The organism is Sphaerisporangium perillae (genome assembly GCF_023276435.1).
GTDB classification, from domain to species: Bacteria; Actinomycetota; Actinomycetes; order Streptosporangiales; family Streptosporangiaceae; genus Sphaerisporangium; species Sphaerisporangium perillae.
In genome coordinates this window covers 80,103-103,426 of record NZ_JALLPO010000033.1, presented here as the reverse complement: position 1 = coordinate 103,426, position 23,324 = coordinate 80,103, and the positions used below count along the sequence as shown (strand labels likewise).

The window sequence follows — 23,324 nt, the reverse complement described above, 5'->3', positions numbered from 1 at the left end:
CGGGGCTCCTCACCCGGTCACCCGGGAATTCGCTTGACCTTGAAGGACTGCGCGATCCTGTCGAGCTCCCCGGCACGGTTCTGGTAGCACGTGGCCGAGCAGCGGATGAGGAGGACCGATACGCGAGTGCCGTCGGCGGCGAGGTAGGCGGTCTGGTCGAAGGTCTGCACGGAGCCTCCGAGGACCTTGAAGTTGTAGACCACGTGGACGCCCCGCACGCCGTTCTCGGGTGGCAGCACCTCGTCGGCGAGGAGCTCGAAGCCTGTCATGGGGTAGGGGGAAGACGCCTCAAGCTGCTCGCGCACGTCGGCGCTGACCGCGACCGGCAGCAGCATGTTCCGAAGCGCGTCCAGGGAGACGCTGTCGCGCTGGGTCTCGGTGAGGGTCATCACCATCGCGAAGGCGAACGGCTCGTCGGACTCTCCGGCGTCCAGGAAGTGATCGGCGGACGGCTTGCTGAACCCGTCGTATCCGACGGTCCACGAAAGCTGTTTTCGCGCCTGAGCGGTCGCGGAGCTCATGTCGCCGAAGATCACTTTGTCCAGTGCCTTCTGGTCGACCTTCTGCCAGGACGCGGGCACCTTGAAGTAGCTCTGCCCGTCACTGCCCATCACGTAGGTGAAATCGGAACCACCACAGCCGGTCAGGCAGACGATCATGGCAACAGCCGTGGCCGCCAGCATGATCAGCCGTGACCCCACCCGCGCTCTTTCCACAGGGGCCATACCTCCGCTTTGCGGGTCATCATGGTTGTTGTGCCCGCTTTTCTGAGGCTCCTCCCCTCCGGCGACTGGGGAAATCTTGACCAAATCTTGCCGGAAAGTTAGCTCGTCTTGTTACACATCGGCGCGTGAGCCGGACCGGGAATAGTTGAATCATCAACTTCTGTTGTGCGGAGTATCGTCGTCCCGGGCGGCACCCGCCGCCTGCAGAAGGAGGGCACCCATGCCTGCTGTAACCGTCGACAACCCCTTGACCCTGCCGCGCGTGGCCGCGTCGGCGGATGCCGTAGCTCGCCCCGTGCGCGCCGTGACGACCGCCCCGAGCGGTTTCGAAGGTGAGGGTTTCCCCGTTCGCCGGGCGTTCGCCGGGATCAACTACCGGCACCTGGATCCGTTCATCATGATGGATCAGATGGGTGAAGTGGACTATCAGCCTGGGGAGCCGAAAGGGACCCCGTGGCACCCGCACCGCGGCTTCGAGACCGTCACCTACATCATCGACGGCATCTTCGACCACCAGGACTCCAACGGCGGCGGCGGCACCATCACCAACGGCGACACCCAGTGGATGACGGCCGGGTCCGGCCTGCTCCACATCGAGGCGCCGCCGGAGCACCTGGTCATGTCGGGTGGTCTCTTCCACGGGCTCCAGCTGTGGGTGAACCTTCCGGCGAAGGACAAGATGATGCCCCCGCGCTACCAGGACATTCGCGGTGGCACTGTCCAGTTGCTGACGTCTCCGGACGGCGGTGCACTGCTGCGTGTCATCGCCGGCGAGTTGGACGGCCACAAGGGGCCGGGCATCACGCACACACCGATCACGATGATTCACGCGACGCTGGCGCCGGGTGCGGAGATCGCGCTTCCGTGGCGGGAGGACTTCAATGCCCTCGCGTACGTCCTCGCCGGGCGCGGTTCCGTTGGGCCGGAGCATCGGCCGATCCGCCTGGGGCAGACGGCCGTGTTCGGCTCGGGTTCGTCCCTGACGGTTCGGGCGGATGAGCAGCAGGATTCGAATGCGCCGAATCTTGAGATCGTCCTTCTCGGCGGTCAGCCGATCCGTGAGCCGATGGCGCACTACGGGCCGTTCGTCATGAACACCAGGGAAGAACTTCAGCAAGCGTTCGAGGACTTCCAGAAGGGGCGGCTGGGCACGATCCCGGCAGTGCATGGGATGTCTGAGGGCGGACTGTAGGGCTCGCAAGGACCACATGCGAACGAGCCCCGTCTGGACATGGACGGGGCTCGTTCGCGTGTGTGCGGCTACCTCCGGATCAGGAGCTGCCATGCACCCAGGCCCGGCGTCGAAGAAGCTTGGGTGCGGATCCCTTCGAGGGACCCGCTGAGCTGGGCAGATGCGGCCCCCCAATGAGGCACCCCCTGACCCTTAAGTCAGCTCCCCTGGAGGCACCCCGTGCTAGCCCAGCACCGGGTGGTTGCTGTGGAAGACGCCGTTCGGGTCGCGGCGGCGCTTGATGTCGCGCAGCCGGGCCAGCGTGTCACCGGGGAACGCGGCCGCTGCCCGCTCCTCGTGCTTGAGGAACGTGAACGGCTTGCGGCCGGTGGTGTACGGCATCAGCGCCCTGGCGATCGAGGCCTGCCGTTCCTTGATCGGCTCGGCCAGTTCCGGAACGGGCAGAACGCCGAGCAGGCCCAGCAGGTACGGCTCGGCGATGTGCCCGCAGGCGCCCGGGTTGCCGGCCGGGCGCCCGATGGCGCCGCCGAGGTGGCGTATCTGCACCGAGACCAGCGGGGCGATGGTGCCGGCGGCTGTGGGCAGGGTGGCCGCGAGCAGGGAGGCCGCGGCGTCGTCGCCGAGGCCGGTCAGCAGCTCGCCGTGGAACAGCGCCGGCGTGGGATCGGTGGGCTCGGCGCAGATGGCGCCCAGCTCGGCCACGGGCATCCGGCCGCGGGTGTCCAGGATCGCACCGGGTATCCGGTCGAAGCGGTGGAGCAGCGCCCGGCCCTCGGCTTCGCGGCCCAGCCAGGTGACGTCGATCGCCACCGCCGACAGGCCGCGCAGCGGTTCCGGCAGTTCGGGGAAGGGCGGGAACTGCAGCAGGGTGAACCAGACGCTGAGCTCGTCCGGAGCCTCGGCGGTGGTGCCGCGGAACGCGGACAGGACCTGTTCGGCCTGCGCGGCCGGCCAGAGGATCCGCCCGCCGTACAGTTCGGGGGCGGGGTGCAGGTCGAACTCCATGGCGGTGACGAGGGCGAAGTCGCCGCCGCGCAGCGCCCAGAACAGTTCGGGGTCGGAGTCGGCGGTGACCCTGGCGCGGGCACCCTCGGCGTCCACCACGTCAAGAGAGCGGACGCTGTTGGCGGCGATGCCGTACCGGCGCCCGAACCAGCTCAGGCCGCCGCCGAGGGTGAATCCGGTGGCGCTGACCACCGCCGTGCTCCCGGCGAGGCCGGTGAGGTCGTGCTTGCCGGACGCGGTGAGCACCTCTCCCCACCGGACGCCCGCCTCCACGCGGGCCACCCGCTGTTCCGGCCGGATCTCGACGCCACGCAGGCGCCCCGTGCGCAGCAGGATCGCGTCCTCGAAGGCGGACGGGGCGTGCCCCTCGGGCTGGGTGGCGACCGCGACCCCGGCGAGCCGCGCGCAGCCGACGACCGCCGCCGCGTCGGCCGCGTCCTCGGCCTCGACGACCGCGATGACCCGCTGGTCGATCGCCCCGTCCCAGGGCGCCCGGGCGATGTCGAAACCTTCGTCGCCGCGCACCAGAACCCGGCCGCGCACGGCACGCCGCAGGTCGGCGGCGAGGGCAGTGGATTCGATCATTTGTATCGCTCCTTGAGAAAATTGGTGTGATCAGTACGATGGATCAGCACGCTTGTACGGTCCCTGGGCATGACTTGGCGTCGGCACAAGCGGGCTTCAAGCCGGGTGGCGAGGCTGCGCCATGACCGAAGGCCCGGAGGAAACCGAGGGAACTGATGAACTCGCTGTTCTTCCGGCTGTTCGGGCCATTCGAGGTCGGCCGGGGCGACAGCGACCGGGTGAATCTCGGGCCGCGCAAGCAGCGGGCCGTCCTGGCCCTGTTGGCGCTGGAACCTGGCCGCACCGTTTCCCTGGACCGTCTGATCGGTGAACTGTGGGCGGATGAGACGCCGCCGAACGCCACGGGAACGCTCCAGGCGTACATCTCGCACCTCCGCAGGGTGCTGGAGCCCGACCGGCCGCCGCGCACGCCGGCCCAGGTGTTGCTGACCCGGGAGCCGGGGTATTCGCTCGCCGTGCCGCCCGGGCAGGTGGATCTGGTGCGGTTCACGGCCTGTGCGGACGAGGGCCGGCGCGCGCTCGCCGAGTCGCAGTACGGCACGGTGCTGAAGGTGCTGGACCGGGCGCTGGCGCTGTGGCGTGGCGAACCGCTGGCGGAGTTCGCGGAGTACGAGTTCGCCCGGCCGGTGATCGCGCAGATGCACGAACTGCGCGCGTCCGCGACCGAGGACCTGTTCGAGGCGCGGCTGGCGATCGGCGACAGCGGTTCGTGCGTCGCCGACCTGGAGCGGCTCGTCGACGCCTACCCCTACCGGGAACGGTTCTGGTGCCTGCTGGTGCTGGCCCTGTACCGTGCCGGACGGCAGGTGGACGCGCTGGCCGCGCTGCGCAAGGTGCGCGGGATGCTCGCGGCGGAACTGGGCCTGGAGCCGGGGCCGGAGCTGCGCCGGCTGGAGCGGGCGGTCTTCGACCAGTCGGCGGCGCTGGACGCGCCGTCCCGCCAGACCATCGTCGTGGCCTCGGCGGAGAACCCCGCAGTGACTCCGGTGACCGGGGTGACCGACGAGCCGCGCCAGCCCTCCGCCCAGCCGCTGATCGCCCGTGAGGCGCAGTTCGCCCGCATCTGCGAACGGCTCGGCGAGGTACGGCGCGGCCGCGGCGGAGCCATACTGGTGACCGGCGAGGCCGGGATCGGCAAGACCCGGCTCGCCCAGGCCGCCACCGAGGAGGCCGAGGCACTAGGCATCCACGTGGTGTGGGGCAGGTGCGTGGAAAGCGAGGCCGCCCCAGCGTTCTGGCCATGGCGGCAGGCGCTGCGCGAGCTGGGCGGGGAGACCTCCGACGTGGCGGCGTTGCTCGCCGGGGAGAGTGCCGATTCGGCCGCCGACCCCGAGACGGCCCTGTTTGAACTGCACGCCCGCGTCCTGCACGCGCTGACCGGCACCGGCGGCCCGACCTTCGTGGTGTTCGACGACCTGCACGCCGCCGACGCCGCGTCGCTGCGGCTGCTGGCCTTCGTCGCGGGCGAGCTGCATCGCAAGTCCGTGCTGGTGCTGGCCACCCTGCGGCCCGAACCCGGCAAGGACCCCGAGCAACTACGCGACACCCTGGCCGAGCTGGCCCGGCAGCCGCGGACCGAGCGGCTCACGCTGCCGCCGTTCTCGGCGGAGGACGTGCTGACCTTCCTCCGGCAGCACGACCTGCCCGACCCCGCGCTCGCCGCGCGACTGCACGAGCGGACCGGCGGCAACCCGTTCTTCCTGGGTGAGCTGCTGCGGCTGCTGGGCAGCGAGCAACGGCTGGACGCGGCATCGCTCGGCATGCCCGAGGGGATCCGCGAGGTGATCGGCCGGCGGGTGGCCAGGCTGCCGTCCCGCACCCGGGACCTGCTCCACTCGGCGGCGGTCCTCGGCCGGGAGGTGAGCCTTGATGTGCTGGTGGCGCTCACCAGGGGCTCGGTGGAGGAGGTGATCTCCAGCCTCGAACCCGCCGTCGCCACCGGGCTGCTGGTGGAGACCCCGGACGGCTTCGACTACCGGTTCTCCCACGCCCTCGTCCGCGACGCGCTCTACAACGACCTCGGCCGGCTGCGTCAGGCCCGGTTGCACCTCCGGGCCGGGGAGGCGCTCGAATCGCTGCCACGCGCGGACGATCCGTCCCAGCTGCCGATCATCGCGCATCACTTCGCTCGGGCGGCCCGGATCGGCGGGGCCGCCAAGGCCGTCGACTACTCGGTCAGGGCCGCGCGGCAGGCCGCCGCGCAGCGCGCCCATGATGAGGCCGTCGCGCTGTGGGACCAGGCGCTGGCCGCGCTGGAGCCCGGGGACATCGCCCGGCGCTGCCGGCTGCTCATCAGTCTGGGCCAGGCGCTGCGCGTCGTCTGTGACATGGATCGCGGCCAGGTCGTGCTGGACGAGGCCATCGAACTGGGCTCGCGGCTCGGCGACCGGAAGGCGGTCGTAGAGGCCGTCTCGATCTTCGGCAGCCTGGCCATCTGGAACTGGCGGCGGTACGGGGTCGTGGAGGAGCGCATCGTGGCGCTCCTGGAGAAGCTGCTGGAGGAGCCGCTCGGCGACGCCGAGCGTGCCACCCTGCTCGGCACCCTCGCCATGGAGGTGTACTACGGCCGGCGCGCGGAGGCGGAACGCCTGACGGCCGAGGCGGTCCGGATCGCCCGGCAGGTGGGCGATGCGGAACTGCTCTTCCAGATGCTCAACAACTACGCGCTGGCCAGGTGGTTCCCGGGAGGCGAGAAGGAGCGGCGCGTCACGATCGACGAGATGCTCGGCATGCCCGGCCTGACGCCCCTCATGGAGGCGGTGGCGCTCTTGGTGAGCATGACCGTATCGCTCAGGGAGGGCGACCTGGACAGGTGGGAACGCGAGCACGCCCGCGCCGAGCGGGTCCTGCGGGAGGTCCGGCGTCCAGAGCTGCACGCCATGGTGCACGTCGGCGAGGCGGCGTACGCCACCCTGCACGGCCGGTGGGACGAGGCGGAGCGGATCGCGGACGAGGCCGGCGGCCTGCTGAGCACGACCACCATCTGGGGTGCCGACATGCAGAAGTGGGTGACGCTGTTCACCAGCCGCAGGGCGCAGGGCCGGATCCCGGAGATCGTCGATGATCTGTGCGCCCGGGCGAGCGACCCCGACATGGTCCCGCTGCGCCCGCTCGCGGTCCTGGCCACGGTCGAGGTGGGCGACCTCGCCCTGGCTCGCGAACTGGTCGGCCGCTGGGGCAGCGCGGTCCACGACGACTGGTCGGCCGACTTTTTGACCGTGGTGTGGGGCCACGTGGGTGCCCGGCTGGGCCTGCCCGATCCCGCCGAGGTCTATGACAAGATCGCACCGTACGCGGATGGCCTGGTCGTCTGTGGGAGCGGCATAGCCTGCTGGGGATCGACCCATATGGTGCTGGCGGAACTGGCCGACGCCATGGGCGATCGCGCCCTCGCCAGGCAACACGCCGAGCGCGCGCACCAGACCCACCTGCGGCTGGGGCTCGGCTACTGGTCGACCGTGAGCGAGCGTCTCCTCGCCAGGCTCAGCTGAAGGCGCCGCCCAGCGAACGCGGAGCTGCCCAGCACCTCGTCGAGGATGGCGACGCAGCGGGCGAGTGCCCGCGGCCTAGTCGGCTACGCCCTAGACCAGGCCGCTCTTAAAGGCTTGCAGCATGCCCACTTGCGCGCCAAGGACTCCGCCCCCGCCGAGCACGAACGCGACCTTCTTCATAGCAGCTTGACCGCGGTGCCGGTCATCAAGCAGTGGCCGCTGTCGCCGCCGATCACCGTCTTGACGTCGACGATAGCGTCCGCGCCGAACCGCCCGGCCTGCTCGATCAGCTGCTGCACCATTTTCTGGGTGTTTCCGCCGCCGAGCGCGCCGAGGGCGGCTTGTGCATACACGAATCCGCGCACCTCGAAGGCGCGGCCGGGCAGGTCCGGCAGGGTCGAAATCAGCACGTGCGAAATCCTACGTCCAGTTCGGACAGCAATGGGGGAAGCCGGCGACGACAGCCGGTTCGGTCCGGCCGCCCTCGACCTTAAGCGCACTTCGCCACGGCCGCCCGCCGCGCTGGCGCCGCCCTGGAGAGGATCGGCCGCCACGGTGGTTGGGCCGACGGCTCTAACATGAGCAGCCGTCAGATGCGGCGCCGGTGGGTCCGACTCTGGCCCAGTTGACCAAACCACCGCGACCGGCGCTCACGCCCCACGTCGGATCGGTAGAGCAAGCGACTGTGACGGGGCGCCGGCACAACGCGCCGCTGCTCTTGAGATCCAGGCGGCTCAACGCGGCAGTCTTGGCCGCCCTCGTGGGGTGTTCGCCTGTCTGGTCGAGCCGTTCATGTCCATGGCGCTGCTGGTGGTGGTGATGAGCGCTCGCCACCGGAAGCGGCCAGGATCAGGGACTGCCGCCGGGTGACCAACGACCGGGGCGCGCTTCTCGCTAGTCTTCCTGCATGCCTACCGCACTGATCACGGGCGCGACCGCCGGCATCGGCGCCGCCTTCGCCCGAAGGCTGGCCGCCGACGGGTTCTCCCTGGTCCTGGTCGCCCGCGACGAGAAGCGCCTCGCGGCCACGGCGGCCACGCTGCACCGCCGGTACGGCGTGGCCTGCGAGACGCTCCCCGCCGACCTCTCCGTGGACAAGGGCGTCTCCGCGGTGGAGGACCGGCTGCGCGAGGGGGTCGACCTGCTGGTGAACAACGCCGGGTTCGGCCGGTCGGCCGCGGCCCTGGAGGTCCCCGTCGCCGACGAGGTCACCATGCTGCGCGTGCACTGCGAGGCCGTGCTGCGGCTCACCATGGCCGCGCTGCCCGCCATCCGCGCGCGGGGCCGCGGCGGGGTGATCAACGTCGCGTCGGTGGCGGCGTTCTTCGCGCACGGCACCTACAGCGCGTCCAAGGCCTGGGTGGTGAACTTCAGCGAGTCGCTCGCCACCCAGATCCCCGAGCGGCGGGTGCGGGTCATGGCCCTGTGCCCGGGTTTCGTGCGCACCGAGTTCCACGACCGGGCCTCGATCGACACCTCGGCCATCCCGGGGTTCCTGTGGCTGTCGGCCGACCGCGTGGTGGACGCCGCCATGCGCGACTTCGCCCGCGGCCTTCCGGTCAGCGTGCCCGACCCGCGGTACAAGATGATCGTCGCGGTGGCGCGGTACGTCCCCCGCGGCGTGGTCGCCCGGGTCTCCGCCATCATCGGCCGCTGAACCGGATCACGGGTCGTAGATCCGGGCTGCTGGGAAAGTACTGGAGTCTCCGCGGGAACCTCGTGACACCAGAAATGCCGCACTATGCGTGACGACGGCATGCCCAGCGGGCGGTCTTTCCAGATGCCCGTTTCCTGGCGAAGGGGACGTGCGCCCAACTTTCGGCCGTCAGCATTAGCCGCGGCGTGTCCTGGCATCATTCGATAGCTCGATGAACTCAATGCTGGCACGCTTGCCTGGTGAAAGAACTGAGCATCCGCGACGCCTATCTGTTCGCCCCGGCCCTCCATGGGGACGAGCGGGGAACGTTTCTGGAGTGGTTCCGGGCGGACCTGCTGTCCGCAGCCGTCGGCCACGAGCTGAACCTGGCCCAGGCGAACTGTTCCGTCTCGCGGCAGGGCGTTCTGCGTGGCGTGCATTTCGCCGACGTGCCGCCGAGTCAGGCCAAATACATCACCTGCATGAGCGGCGCGGTGCTGGACGTTGTGGTCGACATCCGCGTGGGATCGCCGACCTTCGGCGAGTGGGAGGCCATCGAACTGGACGATCGGTCGAGGTGCGGGCTCTACATCAGCGGCGGACTGGGCCATGCGTTCATGGCACTCACCGACCAGGCGACGGTGATCTACATCTGCTCGGAACCTTACACTCCGAACAGGGAACATGGGATACATCCCCTCGACCTACGGCTGGGCATCGCCTGGCCTGATGACCTCGAGCCCATGCTGTCCCCGAAGGACGCCGCGGCGCCGCTGCTGGAAGAGGCCGAAGAGATGGGATTGCTGCCCCAGTACGACGAATGCGTGGCCTATTACGCCCGGCTTCGCGAAGCGGCACGCCCCTCAGCCTGAGCAGGCGATTCGATCTGCGGTATGTGGCCGATCCGCGCAACTGTTGCCCGGTTCTCGCCAGTGTGCCCCTGGACTCCATAACGGTAGGTGAAAACCTTTGCCCAGAAACGGTTCGCTCTCCATCCGAAGGCGACTTTCCAACAATGCCATTCTCGCCGCCCGGGCAGTGCACAAGTCACGCATGGTGAGGCGCCTCTTCGGCGGCACCCATGCCCGCCGGTTCCCACTCGTCGACCGGCTGTACTGGCTCACTTACCGATTCGGGTCCACGCCGAGCGCCGAGGCGGTCACGGCCGACTTCCGCGACCTTCAGATCAGCGGGCCCGCCTGGGACCAGACGATCGTTCCCGCGGTGGTGGCCGGATACTACGAGGAATTCGAGCTTGACCTGTTCAGCCGCATCGCCGCGATCAGCCACGGTATCGTCGACATGGGTGCCAACATCGGCATCTACTCCTGTGTCGCGGCTGCCATCGCACCGGCCGGCGCCCAGGTCCTCGCGTTCGAACCGGTTCCGGAGAACCTCCGCTTCCTGCACCGCAACGCCGCGGCCAACGGCCTGAGCACGCGGATCCACGTCGAGGCCGTGGCGGTCGGTGACCGCGTCGGCGAGTTGCTCTTGCACCTCAGCGACCGTCAGTCCGGCACGCACTCCGCGGCCGCGGTCGGCGAACCGTCGAGCCGGGGCAGCATCACGGTACCCATGGTCTCCCTGGACGAGTATCTCGAACGCCGCCACGACGCCCCGGCTCCCGACCTCATGAAGATCGACGTAGAAGGCTACGACGGCCACGCCCTTCGCGGGGTCCGCGCCACTCTCGCCCGCCACCGACCGGCCGTGTTCGTGGAGTTCCAACCCGCCCAGCTCGCCGGCTGTGGCTTTTCGACGGGCGAGTTCCTCGATCTCCTCACCGCCCATGGCCCGCGGTTGTTCCTCATCGACCACCTTCACCGCAGGCTCATCCCCTGCGACGCGGAAAGCCTCTCCGCCCTGATGGACGCCGACCCATCGCGGCGCCTGTACTGCACCGATCTTCTCGCGGTGACACGACCCGAGCACTTGGCCGCACTGAGCACGTGGCTGCCGGAGAACGCGGAGCAGCGCGATCGCCGGTAGGCGGCCTACCGGATACCAGAAGGCTCAGCGTCGTGATGATTCGTCTGGGCCATCTGGCATCCCGTCGGCCGCCGATCTCGGGCCTGGCGCCGGTCCTCGGCGTTATTTCCCGATCTTCCTCAGCGGGCGCCACCACGCCTGGTGATCGCGATACCAGTGCACGACCTCGGCGAGGCCCCGGTCGAAGTCGACCTGGGGCTCGTAGCCGATCGACCGGATCTTGCCGCTGTCCACCGCGTAACGGCGGTCGTGACCGGGCCGATCGGGCACCGGATCGACCATCTCCCATCCGGCACCGAGCGCCGCGAGCAGCCGTTCGGTCAGCTCCCGGTTGGTCAGCTCGGCCCCGCCGCCGATGTTGTAGACCTCACCGGCCGACCCCTTGTCCAGCACCAACTGGATGCCCCGGCAGTGGTCGTCGACGTGGAGCCACTCCCGGACGTTGAGCCCGTCCCCGTACAACGGAACCCTCACGCCGTCCAGCAGGTTCGTGACGAAGAGCGGGATGACCTTCTCCGGGTACTGGTAAGGGCCGTAGTTGTTGGAACACCGGGTCACCCGGACGTCCATACCATAGGTCCGGTGGTAGGCCCGGCAGAGCAGATCTCCCCCGGCCTTGGCGGCCGAGTAGGGCGAATTCGGCAGCAGCGGCTCATCCTCGGTCCACGCCCCCTCTGAGACCGACCCGTACACCTCGTCCGTGGAGACCTGGACGAACGTGCGGACGCCCGCTTCCAGCGCGGCCTGAAGGAGCCGCTGGCTCCCGAGCACGTTCGTCGTCACGAAATCGGCCGCTCCTGCGATCGATCGGTCGACATGTGTCTCGGCCGCGAAGTTCACCACCACGTCGTGCCCGGGAACGACTTTCGCCAGAAGCTCCGGATCCGTGATGTCGCCGTGGACGAACGAGTATCCCGGGTGGTCGGCCACCGGCACCAGATTCGCGAGGTTTCCCGCGTAGGTGAGCTTGTCGAGAACGGTGACGCGCGCGTCCTCATATCCCGGGTACGAACCGCCCAGGAGCGATCGCACGTAGTGGGATCCGATGAAGCCGGCGCCGCCGGTGACGAGAATGCTCATGCCTTCACCTGTATCTTGCTGTGATCGCCCACCATGAGTTCATGCGTGTTCGACACACCGGCCGCGCGGCTCACCTCGACGTTACGCCCGATCAGGGAGTGCGCGATCCGCGAGACGCCATCCACGGAGGAGCCGTCGAGAACGATCGAATACTCGATCTCGGCGTTCTGCACGACGCAGCCTCGGCCGATCGAGGTGAAGGGGCCGACGTACGACGAAATGATCTTGGTGTCCGCCCCCACGACGATCGGCCCGCGAAGCAGTGAGTTCTCCACCACAGCGCCCCGCTCCACGATGATCCGCCCGGTGACCTCGCTCAGGCCATCGACCGTGCCTGCGACCTCAGGCTCGATCTGCTCAAGGACGATGCGGTTGCACTCAAGGATGTCCCGCAGCCGCCCGGTGTCCTTCCAGTAGCCACTGACCAGGTGCGAATTGACACGAAAGCCGTTGTCGATGAGCCACTGGATCGCATCCGTGATCTCCAGCTCCCCCCGCATGGAGGGCCTGATCGCCCGGACCGCCTCATGGATGGCCGGCGAGAAGGTGTACACGCCGACGATCGCGAGATCACTGCGTGGACACTCCGGCTTCTCCTGCAAGCCGCGGATCTCACCTTGCGGCCCGATCTCCGCGACTCCGTAGAACTGCGGCTCAGCGACCTTGGTCAGCAGGATCCGGGCGTCGCAGCGTCCCGCGTGGAAGGCGTCCACCAGACCGGATATCCCGCCCACCAGGAAGTTGTCCCCGAGGTACATCACGAAGGGGTCGTCGCGGAGGAACTCCCTGGCGATCAGGACGCAGTGCGCCAGCCCGAGAGGAGCCTCCTGGGGGATGTAGGTCACATCGAGGCCGAACCTCGAACCGTCTCCCACCGCCTCCCGGACCTCGGCGCCCGTGTCGCCGATGACCACGCCCACACTCCTGATTCCCGCGTCCCGAATCGCTTCCAGCCCGTAGAAGAGCACCGGCTTGTTGGCGACCGGAACCAGCTGCTTGGCAGAGGTGTGGGTCAGCGGGCGCAACCTCGTTCCTTTCCCGCCCGCCAGCACGAGGGCCTTCATCGCTCATCGATCCTTCCACCTCGTCGGAGATCGCGCCCGGTTCGCCGGAACCGGCCACCGGCACGATCACGAAAAGTCCATATCCGATATAGCGCGTAATTCAGCGGCACGCTTGCGACTATCAACAGAACCTGCGCCACCAGAATCGGAACGCCGGCCAATTCCACGAGGATCGGCAGTCCGACAAGTGACGTCACCAGGCCGGTCAGCCCTACCGCATAGAACCGGAGATAGCCCGCCAGCCAGGACCCGCCGGCACCACGGAAGACCACCAGCCTGTACCAGGGGTAGACAATCACCACGGTAGCGAAATTGCTGACAACAACCACGTATAGATAGGGAACCACCTTGCCAAGAGTGAGTAATCCCGCGACAAGAATGGCGTAGTACAGCAGGGCCGTGAGAGCGCCACCCATCAGGTATGTGATGAGGTGTCGGCCAAGGGCCGGGGTGAAATCATGCTCGTTGAGATATGAGTCTTCGCCGGGAGCGGTTCGGCTTTCCGCTTCGACCATACGGATCCCCCCGAACCGCGGTCAGACAGTCAGATAGAGACCATTCTAATGGGCTCACGACAAACAAACACCGATCAGCGGGAGAACTAATGTCAGTGTCGGTGGTCATCCCGTGTTATCGCTCTGCGCAGAGCCTCCCGGAGCTGGTCACCCGGCTCACGGCGGTCCTGCGTGACATGTCCGTACCGCACGAGGTGATCCTCGTCGTCGACGGAAGTCCCGACGACACCTGGAAGGTCGCCGCGGATCTGGCCGGCCGGTTCGGTGCCGTCCGCGCACTCCACCTGTCCCGTAACTACGGCCAGCACAACGCCCTGGTCGCCGGCATCCGGGAGGCGGAGTTCGACGTGGTCGTCACGATGGACGACGATCTGCAACACCCGCCCGAGCAGATCCCGCTCCTGCTGGCCGCACTCGAGGGTGACCGCCTCGACCTGGTTTACGGCGTGCCGCACGAGGAGGAGCACGGGGCTCTCCGCAGCCTCGCCTCCCGGTCAGTGAAGACCGCCATGTCCAGCGCACTGGGCTTCCGCACCGCCCGCATGATCAGCGCGTTCCGTGCCTTCAGGACGCATCTGCGCCACGGCTTCGAGGGATTCGCCGGGCCACACGCCTCGGTCGACGTCGCGCTCTCCTGGGCCACGACGCGGGTAGGTTCGGTCAAGGTGCACATGGACCAGCGCCGCCACGGGCCGTCCAACTACACGTTGCGGATGCTGCTCCGCCATACGGCGAACATGCTCTTCGGCTACAGCGCGGTCCCGCTCCGCGTGGCGAGCTACCTCGGGTTCATGGTGGGCGTCTTCGGCCTGTTCCTCGGCGGCTCGGTGCTATGGAACTTCGCCGTGGGAAACACCACGGTGGTGGGCTTCACCAGCCTCGCGTCGATGATCACGCTGTTCTCGTCCGCCCAGCTCATCGCCGTCGGGGTGCTAGGAGAGTACGTCGGCCGCCTCCACTCGAGCGGAATGGGGCGGCCGATGTACGTGGTTCGCGAGCGAAGCGGGTCATCGGTCACCGTCTGACCTGCTCCCTGAGTATGCGCCTCAAACAGGAGGAAGGAGCCCGGCGCGGACCAGATGAACGGTGAAAAAGGTCCGCACGGGCTCGAATCCATACCGTGCCCAGGCTCGCTGCACTCGCGTGTGGTGTCCCTGGGTGGAGATCACGACTTCGGTCGCGCCCCGAGCGCGCGCCCGATCCTCGACGGCCTTCAGCACGTGGGCGTAGAGCCCCCGGCCCTGCACTTCGGGGACCACCCCGGCGAGCAGGATCTCGGTCCGGGGACCGTCATCCTGCATCGTGGCCAGTCCGATAACGCGAGGCTCCTCCCCCGCGCTTCGGGCGTACAGAGCCAGGCAGCCCCCCTCGCCGGCGGACCTGCGTGCCCATTCCGCATAGCCCGCCGGCAACTCGGCCGCGTCGAACAGCGGATTGGCCAGGTAGTGGCTCTCGTACCGGGCGAAGACCTCGAGGACCAGGGCCTCCACCATGGCCGGATCCCTCAGCTCCGACGCCCACAGATCCCCCGATGGCTCCGCCCCTCGGCCCCGCCCCACGGCGAGGCGCCAGTAGACAAGGGAGTCCGCCAGCAGGGTGGTCCGGCCAAGATCGGTCATCTTCGCGAACCAGTCGATCCGCTCCGCCGGATACCGGAGGATGATCACATCGGCATCCGACCCCAGGATGGCCGCACGGACCGGCGAAAACGACGATCCGCTCTCGCCGGAGACGGTGAGCCGCTCGATCGAACACCCGAAACGGGCGGACTCCAGCGGAGACTCCTTCGTCCCTGAGGCCGGCGCGGTCATCAGGTCGCGCCAGGCCATCAGGTCACCCGATAGCTCGTGACGGCGTCGATCACTCGCTCCTGGTCACGCTCGTCCAGGTCGGAGTAGAGCGGCAACCGGACCATTCGGTCGGCGATGCTCTCCGAGACCGGGCATCCGCCCGGTGCCGTCCGCCCATACCGCATGCCGGCCGGCGAGGAATGCAGCGGGGAGTAGTGGAAGATCGCCTGTACGCCCCGCTCCTTGAGGTGGGCGATCAGTGCCTGCCGGTTCGCCATGTCCGGAAGCATCAGGTAGTACAGGTGCGCCGGGTGGGCGCACCCCTCCGGGACGACCGGCCGGGAAACACCTTGGTCGTCCGCCCAGTCCGCCAGGCCTTCGTGGTAGCCACGCCACACGGAGTGCCGCCGGAACTGGATCTTGTCGAACGACTCCAGCTGGGCGACCAGCTGGGCCGCGAGGATCTCAGACGGCACGAAGGCCGAACCGATGTCGACCCACCGGTACATGTCCACCTGGCCGCGGAAGAACTGCTTGCGGTTGGTGCCCTTCTCTCGGACGATCTCGGCTCGTTCCGCGAGTTCGGACTCGGCCAGCAGCACCGCGCCGCCCTCACCGCACTGCACGTTCTTCGTCGCGTGAAAGCTCAGCGCCGCCATCGCGCCGAACGAGCCAAGCGGACGATCCCGGTAGAACCCGCCCAGCCCGTGCGCGTTGTCCTCGATGACCGCGAGGCCATGCCGCTCCGCGATCTCGGTGATCTTGTCCATTTCGCAGGCGATACCGGCGTAGTGGACGACCAGGATCGCCCGGGTCCGGTCGGTGATCGCGGCCTCGACCAGCTCTTCGTCCAGGTTCAGAGTGTCGGGCCGGCAGTCGACGAACACCGGGACCGCCCCGCGCAGCACCCAGGCGTTCGCCGACGACACGAAGGTGTAGGACGGCACGATCACCTCGTCGCCTGGCCGGGGATCGAACACGAGCGCCAGCAGGTCGAGCGCCGTGGTGCCCGAGGTGCTGAGCACCGCGTGTCGCGCACCGGTCACCTCCCGGAGAAGCCGGGTGGCCTTCTCATTGAAGGGCCCGTAGCCGGAGGTCCATCCCGAATGCATGGCCTCGGTGACATAGGCGAGCTGGTTTTCCGCGACATGCGGCCGATGAAAGGGAATCGGAGTCAGATCAGTTGTACTCACAGCCATAATCAACACCAGAGGCGCTCTGCGCCCGGCAGTGAATGTCCGGCCCTTTGGCAAATCCTTGTGCAAGGCATACGTCATCGAGGCTCTGTGGACGGCCGGCCGCGCCGGGTGAGCGACGTTGCCGCACTCTTTTACGTCGTGCACCGTCATCGTCGCCGCGGTGGCATATGGAGCCGCTTTTTACCAAGGGTTCCCGAAAACGGCCGTTGGCCGTATTGCCCGGCGGCGGCTTACGTTCAATCGCGCCAGGGCGCACGCCAACCCGAACATGCGAGAGAATAAAGCATTCACCGCCGGTCGATTCAACTCACGAAAAAGCGAGGGGCCGAGTTCTCGGCCTGCATAAAGAGACGGCAAGAAGATGGTCGAACGTGCACGTTCAGGCATGCCCATGGCGTCGGCATGGCCACACTCGCACGCATGCTCTCTCCGCATCCCCAAGATTCAGCATCGAGTTGTTCCGGACTCGCGACGGATTCTGAAGCGACCACACGCTCCTGCGAGGTGCCCTCCGCCCCAAGGCGGCGGCGCATGTTCCGGGTCGCGCTGATGGCGTTCGGAGTGAGCATCGCGGCCATGCTCAGCCTGCTCGGGTCCGCGGAGGCGCGGACGCCCCTCGCGGGTGCCCATGCCGCGCACCGGGGCCCGGAGGTCGTCACGACCTCCGGCAAGGGGCAACTGAACGCCACACGGAGGGCACACAACTCGAGGAGACCGCATGACTCCAAGAGACCGCACGACTCCAAGAGACCGCACGGGCCGAGGAAGTCGCGGGCCGGCCGTGCGACCTGTCCGCCCACTTCCGAGATCTGCCTGGAAAATCAGAAACCAGGCAGTCCGCCCAGCGAGTGGGACGTGGTGGGGGCGGGCGACCCTGCCATCCAGGGCTATGCCACCCAGATAAGCGTCAACAAGGGGGAAACCGTTCAGTTCAAGGTGAACACTCCCTCGACGGCTTATCACCTGGACATCTATCGCCTCGGCTACTACGGCGGTAGCGGCGCCACCAAGGTGACGACGATCACCCCTTCTGCCCTCTTGCCGCAGACGCAGCCGGACTGCTTGAGCGACGCGTCCACCGGCCTTGTCGATTGCGGCAACTGGGCGATCTCCGCCTCTTGGGCGGTGCCCGCCGACACCGTCTCAGGGGTCTTCATCGCCAAACTGGTGCGGGACGACGCGCAGGGTGCCAGTCAGGTCATATTCGTGGTCCGGGACGACACCGGCAACTCGGACGTCCTCGTGCAGACCTCTGACGCCACCTGGGCCGCATACAACTATTACGGCAGCAACAGCCTTTATCGCGGAAATCCGGCGGGCCGCGCCTACAAGGTCAGCTACAACCGCCCGTTCACCGACCGTTGCTGCTCCTGCTGTTTCGGCGGTGTGGAAACCTGGTTCTTCAACGCCGAGTACCCCATGGTCAGATGGCTCGAAGCCAATGCCTACGACGTGAGCTACACCACGAACGTCGACACGGCCACGCGAGGGCCGGAGATCCTCGAGCACAAGATCTTCCTGTCGTCCGGCCATGACGAATACTGGTCGAACGAGATGCGAACAAACGTGGAGAACGCTCGAGACGCCGGTGTCAACCTGGCCTTCTTCTCAGGGAACCAGGTCTTCTGGAAGACCAGATGGGAGGACAGCATCGACGGGGCCGGCGTCCCGTTCAGGACTCTGGTCTGCTACAAGGAGACCCTTGCCAACGCCAAGATCGACCCCAGTCCGCAGTGGACCGGCACCTGGCGTGACCCTCGTTTCTCCCCGCCGTCGAACGGCGGCAGGCCGGAGAACGCTCTGACGGGGACCTTCTTCATGGTCAACGGCTATGTGGCCGACACGATGAGCGTTTCGGCCGAGTTCTCCACCATGAGGATCTGGCGCAACACGGCCGTCGCCAGCCTGCAGCCGGGCCAGATCGTGACCTTCCCCCAGGGGATCCTCGGGTACGAGTGGGACGAAGCGCCGAACAACGCGACCTCACCCCCGGGGCTCGTCAGGTACTCGCGCACGACCATCTTCGAACCGACCAAGTTCCTGCTCGACTTCGGCAGCACCTACGGCGCGGGCACTGCGACGCACAGCCTGACGCTGTACAAGGCCCCGAGCGGTGCGCTCGTCTTCGGCAGCGGAACCGTCCAGTGGGCATGGGGCCTGGATTCCGTTCATGACGGACTGGCCACTCCCACGAACATCACCATGCAGCAGATGACGGTCAACCTTCTCGCCGACATGCGAGCCCAGCCGGCGAGCCTGCAGCCGGGCCTGGTTCCGGCCACTCCCTCGACCGACACCGCTCCCCCGACGTCGGCGATCAGCAATCCCCTGAACCAGGGCTCGGTCCAGAGTGGGGCCACCGTCACCATCCAGGGAACCGCGGCGGACACCGGCGGCGGCGTCGTGGCCGCCGTGGAGGTCTCCACCAACGGCGGCGTGACGTGGTCCCAGGCGGTCGGCCGCTCCTCCTGGCAGTTCGCCTGGACGCCGACCACGACCGGCCCGATCACGATCATGACCAGGGCGGTCGACGACATCGGCAACCTGCAGGCCCCGCCGACCTCGATCACCGTCAACGTCAGCGCGAAATGTCCCTGCACGATCTGGCCGCCCACGACTGTGCCGGCGGTCACCTCGCGGAACGAACAGGCCCCGGTCGAGCTGGGAGTGAAGTTCCAGACCACGAGCGCGGGCACCATCCGGGGAATCAGGTTCTACAAGGGCTCGCTCAACACCGGAACGCACACCGGCAGCCTCTGGACCTCGACCGGGCAACTCCTGGCCACGGCGACCTTCACCAACGAAACCGGTACCGGTTGGCAGCAGGTCGATTTCTCCAACCCCGTTCCGGTGAGCATCAACACGACCTACGTCGCCTCCTACTTCGCACCGAACGGCGGATGGGCCGTCAATCTCGACTATTTCACCACCACGGTGGTGAACAGCCCGCTCGTCGCGCCCTCCACCAGCACGTCTGGAGGTAACGGCGTATATCGGTATGGCGCCACCAGCGGCTTCCCGACCAGCTCCTCCCGCGCCAGCAATTACTGGGTCGACGTGGTGTTCACGCCGTACAGCAGCCTATGGAGCAACGACGCCATTCCTGCCGAGCCGTCCGTGTCCGAGTCGATCCCCGTCGTGCTCGGCGTGAAGTTCCAGGCCACCACGAGCGGCACGATCACCGGCGTCCGGTTCTACAAGAGCGCGCAGAACACCGGCACCCACATTGGAACCCTGTGGACCAGCGGCGGCACACTGCTCGCCACCGGGACCTTCACCGGTGAGACGGCCTCCGGTTGGCAGCAGCTGAACTTCACGACACCCGTGCCGATCAACGCTGGGACCACCTACGTCGCCTCGTACACGACAGGCGGACGCTGGTCCCGCAACCTGGATTACTTCACCAACCAATACACGAACAGTCCGCTCATCGCACCCGCCACCGGAGCGGTAGGCGGTAACGGGGTGTACGTCTACAACGCGGGGAACGCGTTCCCCTCCAACAGCGTCCGGGCGAGCAACTACTGGGTCGACGTCGTCTTCGCCCCTTCGAACTCTCTGTGGGACAACTCCGCGACCCCCGCCCAACTGGCCCTCCCCGAGTCCAACCCGGTCGTGCTGGGGGCGAAGTTCCAGGCCACCACGAACGGGACGATCAGGGGCATCCGGTTCTACAAGAGCCTTGAGAACACCGGCACCCACACCGGGAGCCTATGGACCAGCGACGGCACGCTACTGGCCACCGGGACCTTCGCCGGCGAGACGCCGTCCGGCTGGCAGCAGATGTACTTCTCGACACCTGTGTCGATCACCGCGGGCACCACCTATGTCGCCTCGTATACGACAGGGGGCCACTGGTCCCGGACCCTCGATTACTTCACCACCCAGTACACGAACAATCCGCTGATCGCCCCCGCCACAGGCGCGTCAGGCGGTAACGGCGTCTATGTCTACACCGCGGCGAACGGGTTCCCGACGGGCACTTCGCGAGCCACCAACTACTGGGTGGACGTGCTGTTCGACACCAATTAGGGACGTGGCCGCGGGATGACGGGTCGAATTAGGATGCGGATGGCCCACCAGCGGGCACGGTCGATGAGACAGGAAGCCACCGAAGTGCCGCATGACCGCAGGCGGAATCCCCGGGCCTCGGCCCGGGGAGCGCGTCAAGCGATATCGAAAGCGACGTCGACCCAGTAATTGGTGGCTCGCGAAGTGCTCGTCGGGAAGGCGTTGGACCAGCCATAGATGTACACGCCGTTGCCCCCTTGCTCACCATCCGCGAGCGCGGTGAGCGATCCGCTCTGGTGCTTGCCGGCAAAGTACTGCAGTGTGCGGGACCAGTGTCCCGTTGTCGTTTGATAAGAGGCGACATAGGTGGTGCCCGCGGTGATCGACACCGGTGTCGAAAAGTTCAGCTGCTGCCAGCCGGAGGCGGTCTCGCCGGTGAAGGTCCCGGTCGCGAGCAGCGTGCCGCCGCTGGTCCACAGGCTTCCGGTGTGAGTGCCGGTGTTCTGCACGCTCTTGTAGAACCGGATTCCCCTGATCGTCCCGCTCGTGGCCGCCTGGAACTTCACCCCCAGCACGACCGGGTAGGACTCGGGGACAGACGTCTGGGTCGGAGTCACCGAGTCGTCCCACAGGGAGTCCGAAGGGGCGAACAGCACGTCGACCCAATAGTTGGTGGCTTGGGCGCTATTCGAGGGGAACGCGTTCGCCGCGCTGTAGACATACACGCCGTTACCGCCTACCGCGCCAGAGGCGGGCGCGATGAGGGGACTGTTCGTGTATTGGCCGGCAAAGTACTGCAAGTTCCGGGAAAAGTGTCCCGCTGTCGTTTGATAAGAGGCGACGTAGGTGGTGCCCGCGGTGATCGACACGGGTGTCGAGAAGTTCAGCTGCTGCCACCCGGAGGGCGTCTCGCCGGTGAAGGTGCCGCTCGCCAGCAACGCGCCGCCGCTGGTCCACAGGCTTCCGGTGTGGGTGCCGGTGTTCTGCGCGCTCTTGTAGAAGCGGATGCCTCTGATCGTCCCGCTCGTGGTCGCCTGGAACTTCACCCCGAGCACGACGGGGATCGACTCGGCGACGGAGACCTCGGCCGGAGTCGTGGAGTTGTCCCAGAGGGCGGCCGAGACCACCTGGACCACCGTGTTGGACGTGCTGGGCGCGAAATGGACGATGCCCTCATTCTCGGGAGTGTCGCCGCCCAGGTAGACGGCGGTGATCGGGTGCTGTCCCGCGGCGAGGCTCGATGTGGCGAACGTCGCGTGTCCCGAGTCGTCGACGTTGTCCGAGCCGATGATGGTCGAGCCGTCCTTGAACACCACAGGACCTTGCGGGACGGTGGAGCCGTTGACGGGGGTGACCGTGGCGGTGAAGGTGACCGACTGCCCTTCCGTGGAAGGATTGGGCGTGGCCGTCAGGGCCGTGGTGGTCGGCGGGTCGTTGGGCACGGTGATGCGGGTTGCCGGCGGGGAGCCGGTGCCCTGGAGGGCGATCCCGTCGTTGAGGGCGAACACCCTCCCATTGACGGCTGCGCCGCTGCTGACCGTTACCGACGCCTGAGCCAGGACGTTGCCGCGGAACGTGCAGAACGTGCCCAGATTGGCGGTGCCGGTGAGGTGGAAGAACACGTTGTCCGCCTGGGCTCCGCCCACCAGGTTCATGTTGCTGACATTGGCCGTGGTGAGCGTTGACGCCTTGAATATGAAGACTGCCTCCGGGTCGCCTTGAGCATCCAGGGTGAGCGTCCCGGTTATCCCGAAGGAGCCGCCCGCCGCGGTGTAGACACCGGGGGTTCTCGTCGTCCCTCCGAGCCCGGGCGGGATCGTGACGACCGGTGTCCGGCCCGCGACGTCGTTGTAGGCGTCGACCAGGTCGGCCTTGGCCGTTGCCGCCGGGGCGTCGCCCGCGTGGATCGTTCCGCTGACCGTGCCGGGAGGGAAGCCCGTCAGCGTGCTTCCCGGGCTCACTCCCAGGTCTCCCAGGACCGAGGTGAGACCGGAGTTCGTCACCGAGGACCCGGCCAGGACACCGAAGGGCGCCGCGTCGCCGAGGTCCACCGGCGCCTGATCGGCGTGCGCGCTGCCTGGGCTTCCCACGACGGCACCCGCGGCCAGGATGCCGGCGAGGGCCATCACGAGACGACGAGAGCGGCGGGCGCGTCGCCATGGGATGCCATGCTCCGACACGTGGCCGGGCTCGACACGGGCCGGCCGTATAAAGGATCCACGAGAGCTTACGCCCGGCTTGTTGGATTTGTTCGCAAAAAGACGGTCGCGTTGATGATCGGTGGCGGGCCTATGCCTGTTCATTGCGATGACCTCTGATGAAACGCGATTGAGTTAGACTCAAGACCGGAAGTCCGCAGTCCGCTACTGACAGTGGCCACAATTATCGGCCGGATACCGAATATCCCACAAAGCGGCAATATCACGGCAATTCATGTGATCACGTATTAATTGCTGATATCGAAGTCGAGGCGACCACCGGACGCACGTGCCGCCCTCAGCCGGATGGCGGGGTGATCACCTTGAAGGCTCCGCAGTAGGCCGCCGCCCACGCCGCGCCCGGAGGAGGCGGAGGCGCCGTGAGTGTGCACTTTGTCTGCGCGAGAACGCCACCGGACGTCGACACCGTGACCAGCAGGGTGTTGAACGGCACGGCGGCCTCGGTCAGCGAGACTCCGACGACACCGGCCGGATAGCCGGGCACCGAGTCGAGTTTGTGCCAGGAGCCCGGCACGGGCGTGCGGGGGTCCTGGATCCAGGTCGTGCCGTCGCCTGGGGCGTATGCGATGAAGTTCGTGTCGAATGGCGCGAACAGCAATGTGATGAGCACCGAGCCGACACTCGACACCGCCCCGGTCAGGCCCCGCGCCCCGGGAGCGCCCGCCGGCCCGGAGGGACCGGTGGGCCCGGGTGGGCCTGCCGGACCGGGTGGACCACCCGGCCCCGCCGGTCCGGGGAGTCCGAAAGGGCCGGGAGGGCCCGCCGGGCCGGGAGGACCCGCCGGGGCCGCGCGGCCGTGCGAGCGGGAAACCTCGCGGAGTCC

The 23,324-nt window shown here is 67.6% G+C and carries 17 protein-coding genes; 7 read left to right on the top strand and 10 right to left on the bottom strand.

Annotated features, from left to right (window positions below):
* Positions 1–17: 17 nt before the first annotated feature.
* Entirely contained in the window at positions 18–701 is a 684-nt protein-coding gene (locus MYF83_RS29330) for a hypothetical protein (protein ID WP_248963973.1), read from the bottom strand.
* Positions 702–945: 244 nt separating this feature from the next.
* On the opposite strand from MYF83_RS29330, the gene MYF83_RS29325 reads away from it, so the two are divergent.
* Positions 946–1,917 carry a pirin family protein gene (locus tag MYF83_RS29325; protein ID WP_248963972.1) on the top strand — a complete coding sequence of 324 codons (972 nt, stop codon included), beginning with the start codon at positions 946–948 and terminating at the stop codon, positions 1,915–1,917.
* Between the two features lie 222 nt (positions 1,918–2,139).
* Here MYF83_RS29325 and MYF83_RS29320 read toward each other — a convergent pair whose 3' ends face one another.
* Positions 2,140–3,507, bottom strand: coding sequence for an FAD-binding oxidoreductase (locus MYF83_RS29320; RefSeq protein ID WP_248963971.1), 1,368 nt, complete (start codon positions 3,505–3,507; stop codon positions 2,140–2,142).
* A gap of 155 nt (positions 3,508–3,662) precedes the next feature.
* On the opposite strand from MYF83_RS29320, the gene MYF83_RS29315 reads away from it, so the two are divergent.
* The gene (locus MYF83_RS29315) at positions 3,663–6,998 is read left to right on the top strand and encodes an ATP-binding protein (RefSeq protein WP_248963970.1); all 3,336 of its coding nucleotides are present in this window, start codon (positions 3,663–3,665) and stop codon (positions 6,996–6,998) included.
* Positions 6,999–7,174: 176 nt separating this feature from the next.
* On the opposite strand, the gene MYF83_RS29310 is transcribed toward MYF83_RS29315, so the two are convergent.
* Positions 7,175–7,408, bottom strand: a complete 234-nt coding sequence (locus tag MYF83_RS29310; protein ID WP_248963969.1) for a hypothetical protein — start codon at positions 7,406–7,408, stop codon at positions 7,175–7,177.
* Positions 7,409–7,905: 497 nt separating this feature from the next.
* On the opposite strand from MYF83_RS29310, the gene MYF83_RS29305 reads away from it, so the two are divergent.
* From MYF83_RS29305 to MYF83_RS29295, 3 genes are all read left to right on the top strand, one after another.
* Entirely contained in the window at positions 7,906–8,655 is a 750-nt protein-coding gene (locus MYF83_RS29305; RefSeq protein ID WP_248963968.1) for an SDR family NAD(P)-dependent oxidoreductase, read from the top strand.
* Between the two features lie 239 nt (positions 8,656–8,894).
* Positions 8,895–9,506 carry a dTDP-4-dehydrorhamnose 3,5-epimerase family protein gene (locus MYF83_RS29300; RefSeq protein ID WP_248963967.1) on the top strand — a complete coding sequence of 204 codons (612 nt, stop codon included), beginning with the start codon at positions 8,895–8,897 and terminating at the stop codon, positions 9,504–9,506.
* A 181-nt stretch (positions 9,507–9,687) separates the two neighbouring features.
* Complete coding sequence (locus tag MYF83_RS29295; protein WP_248963966.1) at positions 9,688–10,623, top strand: FkbM family methyltransferase; 936 nt, start codon at positions 9,688–9,690, stop codon at positions 10,621–10,623.
* A gap of 102 nt (positions 10,624–10,725) precedes the next feature.
* On the opposite strand, the gene rfbB is transcribed toward MYF83_RS29295, so the two are convergent.
* From rfbB to MYF83_RS29280, 3 genes are read right to left on the bottom strand one after another with little or no spacing between them, the layout of a single operon-like run.
* Positions 10,726–11,703, bottom strand: a complete 978-nt coding sequence (gene rfbB / locus MYF83_RS29290; protein WP_248963965.1) for a dTDP-glucose 4,6-dehydratase — start codon at positions 11,701–11,703, stop codon at positions 10,726–10,728.
* Positions 11,700–12,767 carry a glucose-1-phosphate thymidylyltransferase gene (locus tag MYF83_RS29285; protein WP_248963964.1) on the bottom strand — a complete coding sequence of 356 codons (1,068 nt, stop codon included), beginning with the start codon at positions 12,765–12,767 and terminating at the stop codon, positions 11,700–11,702. The genes rfbB and MYF83_RS29285 overlap by 4 nt, the downstream gene beginning before the upstream one ends.
* Positions 12,764–13,282, bottom strand: a complete 519-nt coding sequence (locus MYF83_RS29280; protein ID WP_248963963.1) for a GtrA family protein — start codon at positions 13,280–13,282, stop codon at positions 12,764–12,766. The genes MYF83_RS29285 and MYF83_RS29280 overlap by 4 nt, the downstream gene beginning before the upstream one ends.
* A gap of 89 nt (positions 13,283–13,371) precedes the next feature.
* Between MYF83_RS29280 and MYF83_RS29275 the strand changes: the two genes are divergently transcribed.
* Positions 13,372–14,307 carry a glycosyltransferase family 2 protein gene (locus tag MYF83_RS29275; RefSeq protein WP_248963962.1) on the top strand — a complete coding sequence of 312 codons (936 nt, stop codon included), beginning with the start codon at positions 13,372–13,374 and terminating at the stop codon, positions 14,305–14,307.
* A 21-nt stretch (positions 14,308–14,328) separates the two neighbouring features.
* Here the strand turns inward: MYF83_RS29275 and MYF83_RS29270 are convergent, their stop codons facing one another.
* Both MYF83_RS29270 and rffA read right to left on the bottom strand, forming a co-directional pair.
* Positions 14,329–15,111: a GNAT family N-acetyltransferase gene (locus MYF83_RS29270; protein ID WP_248963961.1), complete on the bottom strand. Its 783-nt coding sequence runs from the start codon at positions 15,109–15,111 to the stop codon at positions 14,329–14,331.
* Entirely contained in the window at positions 15,111–16,271 is a 1,161-nt protein-coding gene (gene rffA / locus MYF83_RS29265; protein WP_372500271.1) for a dTDP-4-amino-4,6-dideoxygalactose transaminase, read from the bottom strand. Before rffA ends, MYF83_RS29270 begins: the two co-directional genes overlap by 1 nt.
* A 531-nt stretch (positions 16,272–16,802) precedes the next feature.
* Here rffA and MYF83_RS29260 point away from each other — a divergent pair.
* Complete coding sequence (locus MYF83_RS29260; RefSeq protein ID WP_248963959.1) at positions 16,803–20,303, top strand: DUF4082 domain-containing protein; 3,501 nt, start codon at positions 16,803–16,805, stop codon at positions 20,301–20,303.
* Positions 20,304–20,437: 134 nt separating this feature from the next.
* On the opposite strand, the gene MYF83_RS29255 is transcribed toward MYF83_RS29260, so the two are convergent.
* Complete coding sequence (locus tag MYF83_RS29255; protein ID WP_248963958.1) at positions 20,438–22,585, bottom strand: DUF4082 domain-containing protein; 2,148 nt, start codon at positions 22,583–22,585, stop codon at positions 20,438–20,440.
* 193 nt (positions 22,586–22,778) lie between these two features.
* Positions 22,779–23,111, bottom strand: a complete 333-nt coding sequence (locus tag MYF83_RS29250; RefSeq protein WP_248963957.1) for a hypothetical protein — start codon at positions 23,109–23,111, stop codon at positions 22,779–22,781.
* Positions 23,112–23,324 lie beyond the last annotated feature (213 nt).

Excerpts from the sequence above, each read along its gene's own strand:
- MYF83_RS29325 (WP_248963972.1), top strand. The coding sequence starts at position 946 with ATGCCTGCTGTAACCGTCGACAACCCCTTGACCCTGCCGCGCGTGGCC.
- MYF83_RS29320 (WP_248963971.1), bottom strand. The coding sequence starts at position 3,507 with ATGATCGAATCCACTGCCCTCGCCGCCGACCTGCGGCGTGCCGTGCGC.
- MYF83_RS29315 (WP_248963970.1), top strand. The coding sequence starts at position 3,663 with ATGAACTCGCTGTTCTTCCGGCTGTTCGGGCCATTCGAGGTCGGCCGG.
- MYF83_RS29305 (WP_248963968.1), top strand. The coding sequence starts at position 7,906 with ATGCCTACCGCACTGATCACGGGCGCGACCGCCGGCATCGGCGCCGCC.
- MYF83_RS29295 (WP_248963966.1), top strand. The coding sequence starts at position 9,688 with ATGGTGAGGCGCCTCTTCGGCGGCACCCATGCCCGCCGGTTCCCACTC.
- rfbB (WP_248963965.1), bottom strand. The coding sequence starts at position 11,703 with ATGAGCATTCTCGTCACCGGCGGCGCCGGCTTCATCGGATCCCACTAC.
- MYF83_RS29285 (WP_248963964.1), bottom strand. The coding sequence starts at position 12,767 with ATGAAGGCCCTCGTGCTGGCGGGCGGGAAAGGAACGAGGTTGCGCCCG.
- MYF83_RS29280 (WP_248963963.1), bottom strand. The coding sequence starts at position 13,282 with ATGGTCGAAGCGGAAAGCCGAACCGCTCCCGGCGAAGACTCATATCTC.
- MYF83_RS29275 (WP_248963962.1), top strand. The coding sequence starts at position 13,372 with ATGTCAGTGTCGGTGGTCATCCCGTGTTATCGCTCTGCGCAGAGCCTC.
- MYF83_RS29270 (WP_248963961.1), bottom strand. The coding sequence starts at position 15,111 with ATGGCCTGGCGCGACCTGATGACCGCGCCGGCCTCAGGGACGAAGGAG.
- rffA (WP_372500271.1), bottom strand. The coding sequence starts at position 16,271 with ATGGCTGTGAGTACAACTGATCTGACTCCGATTCCCTTTCATCGGCCG.
- MYF83_RS29260 (WP_248963959.1), top strand. The coding sequence starts at position 16,803 with ATGTTCCGGGTCGCGCTGATGGCGTTCGGAGTGAGCATCGCGGCCATG.
- MYF83_RS29255 (WP_248963958.1), bottom strand. The coding sequence starts at position 22,585 with ATGAACAGGCATAGGCCCGCCACCGATCATCAACGCGACCGTCTTTTT.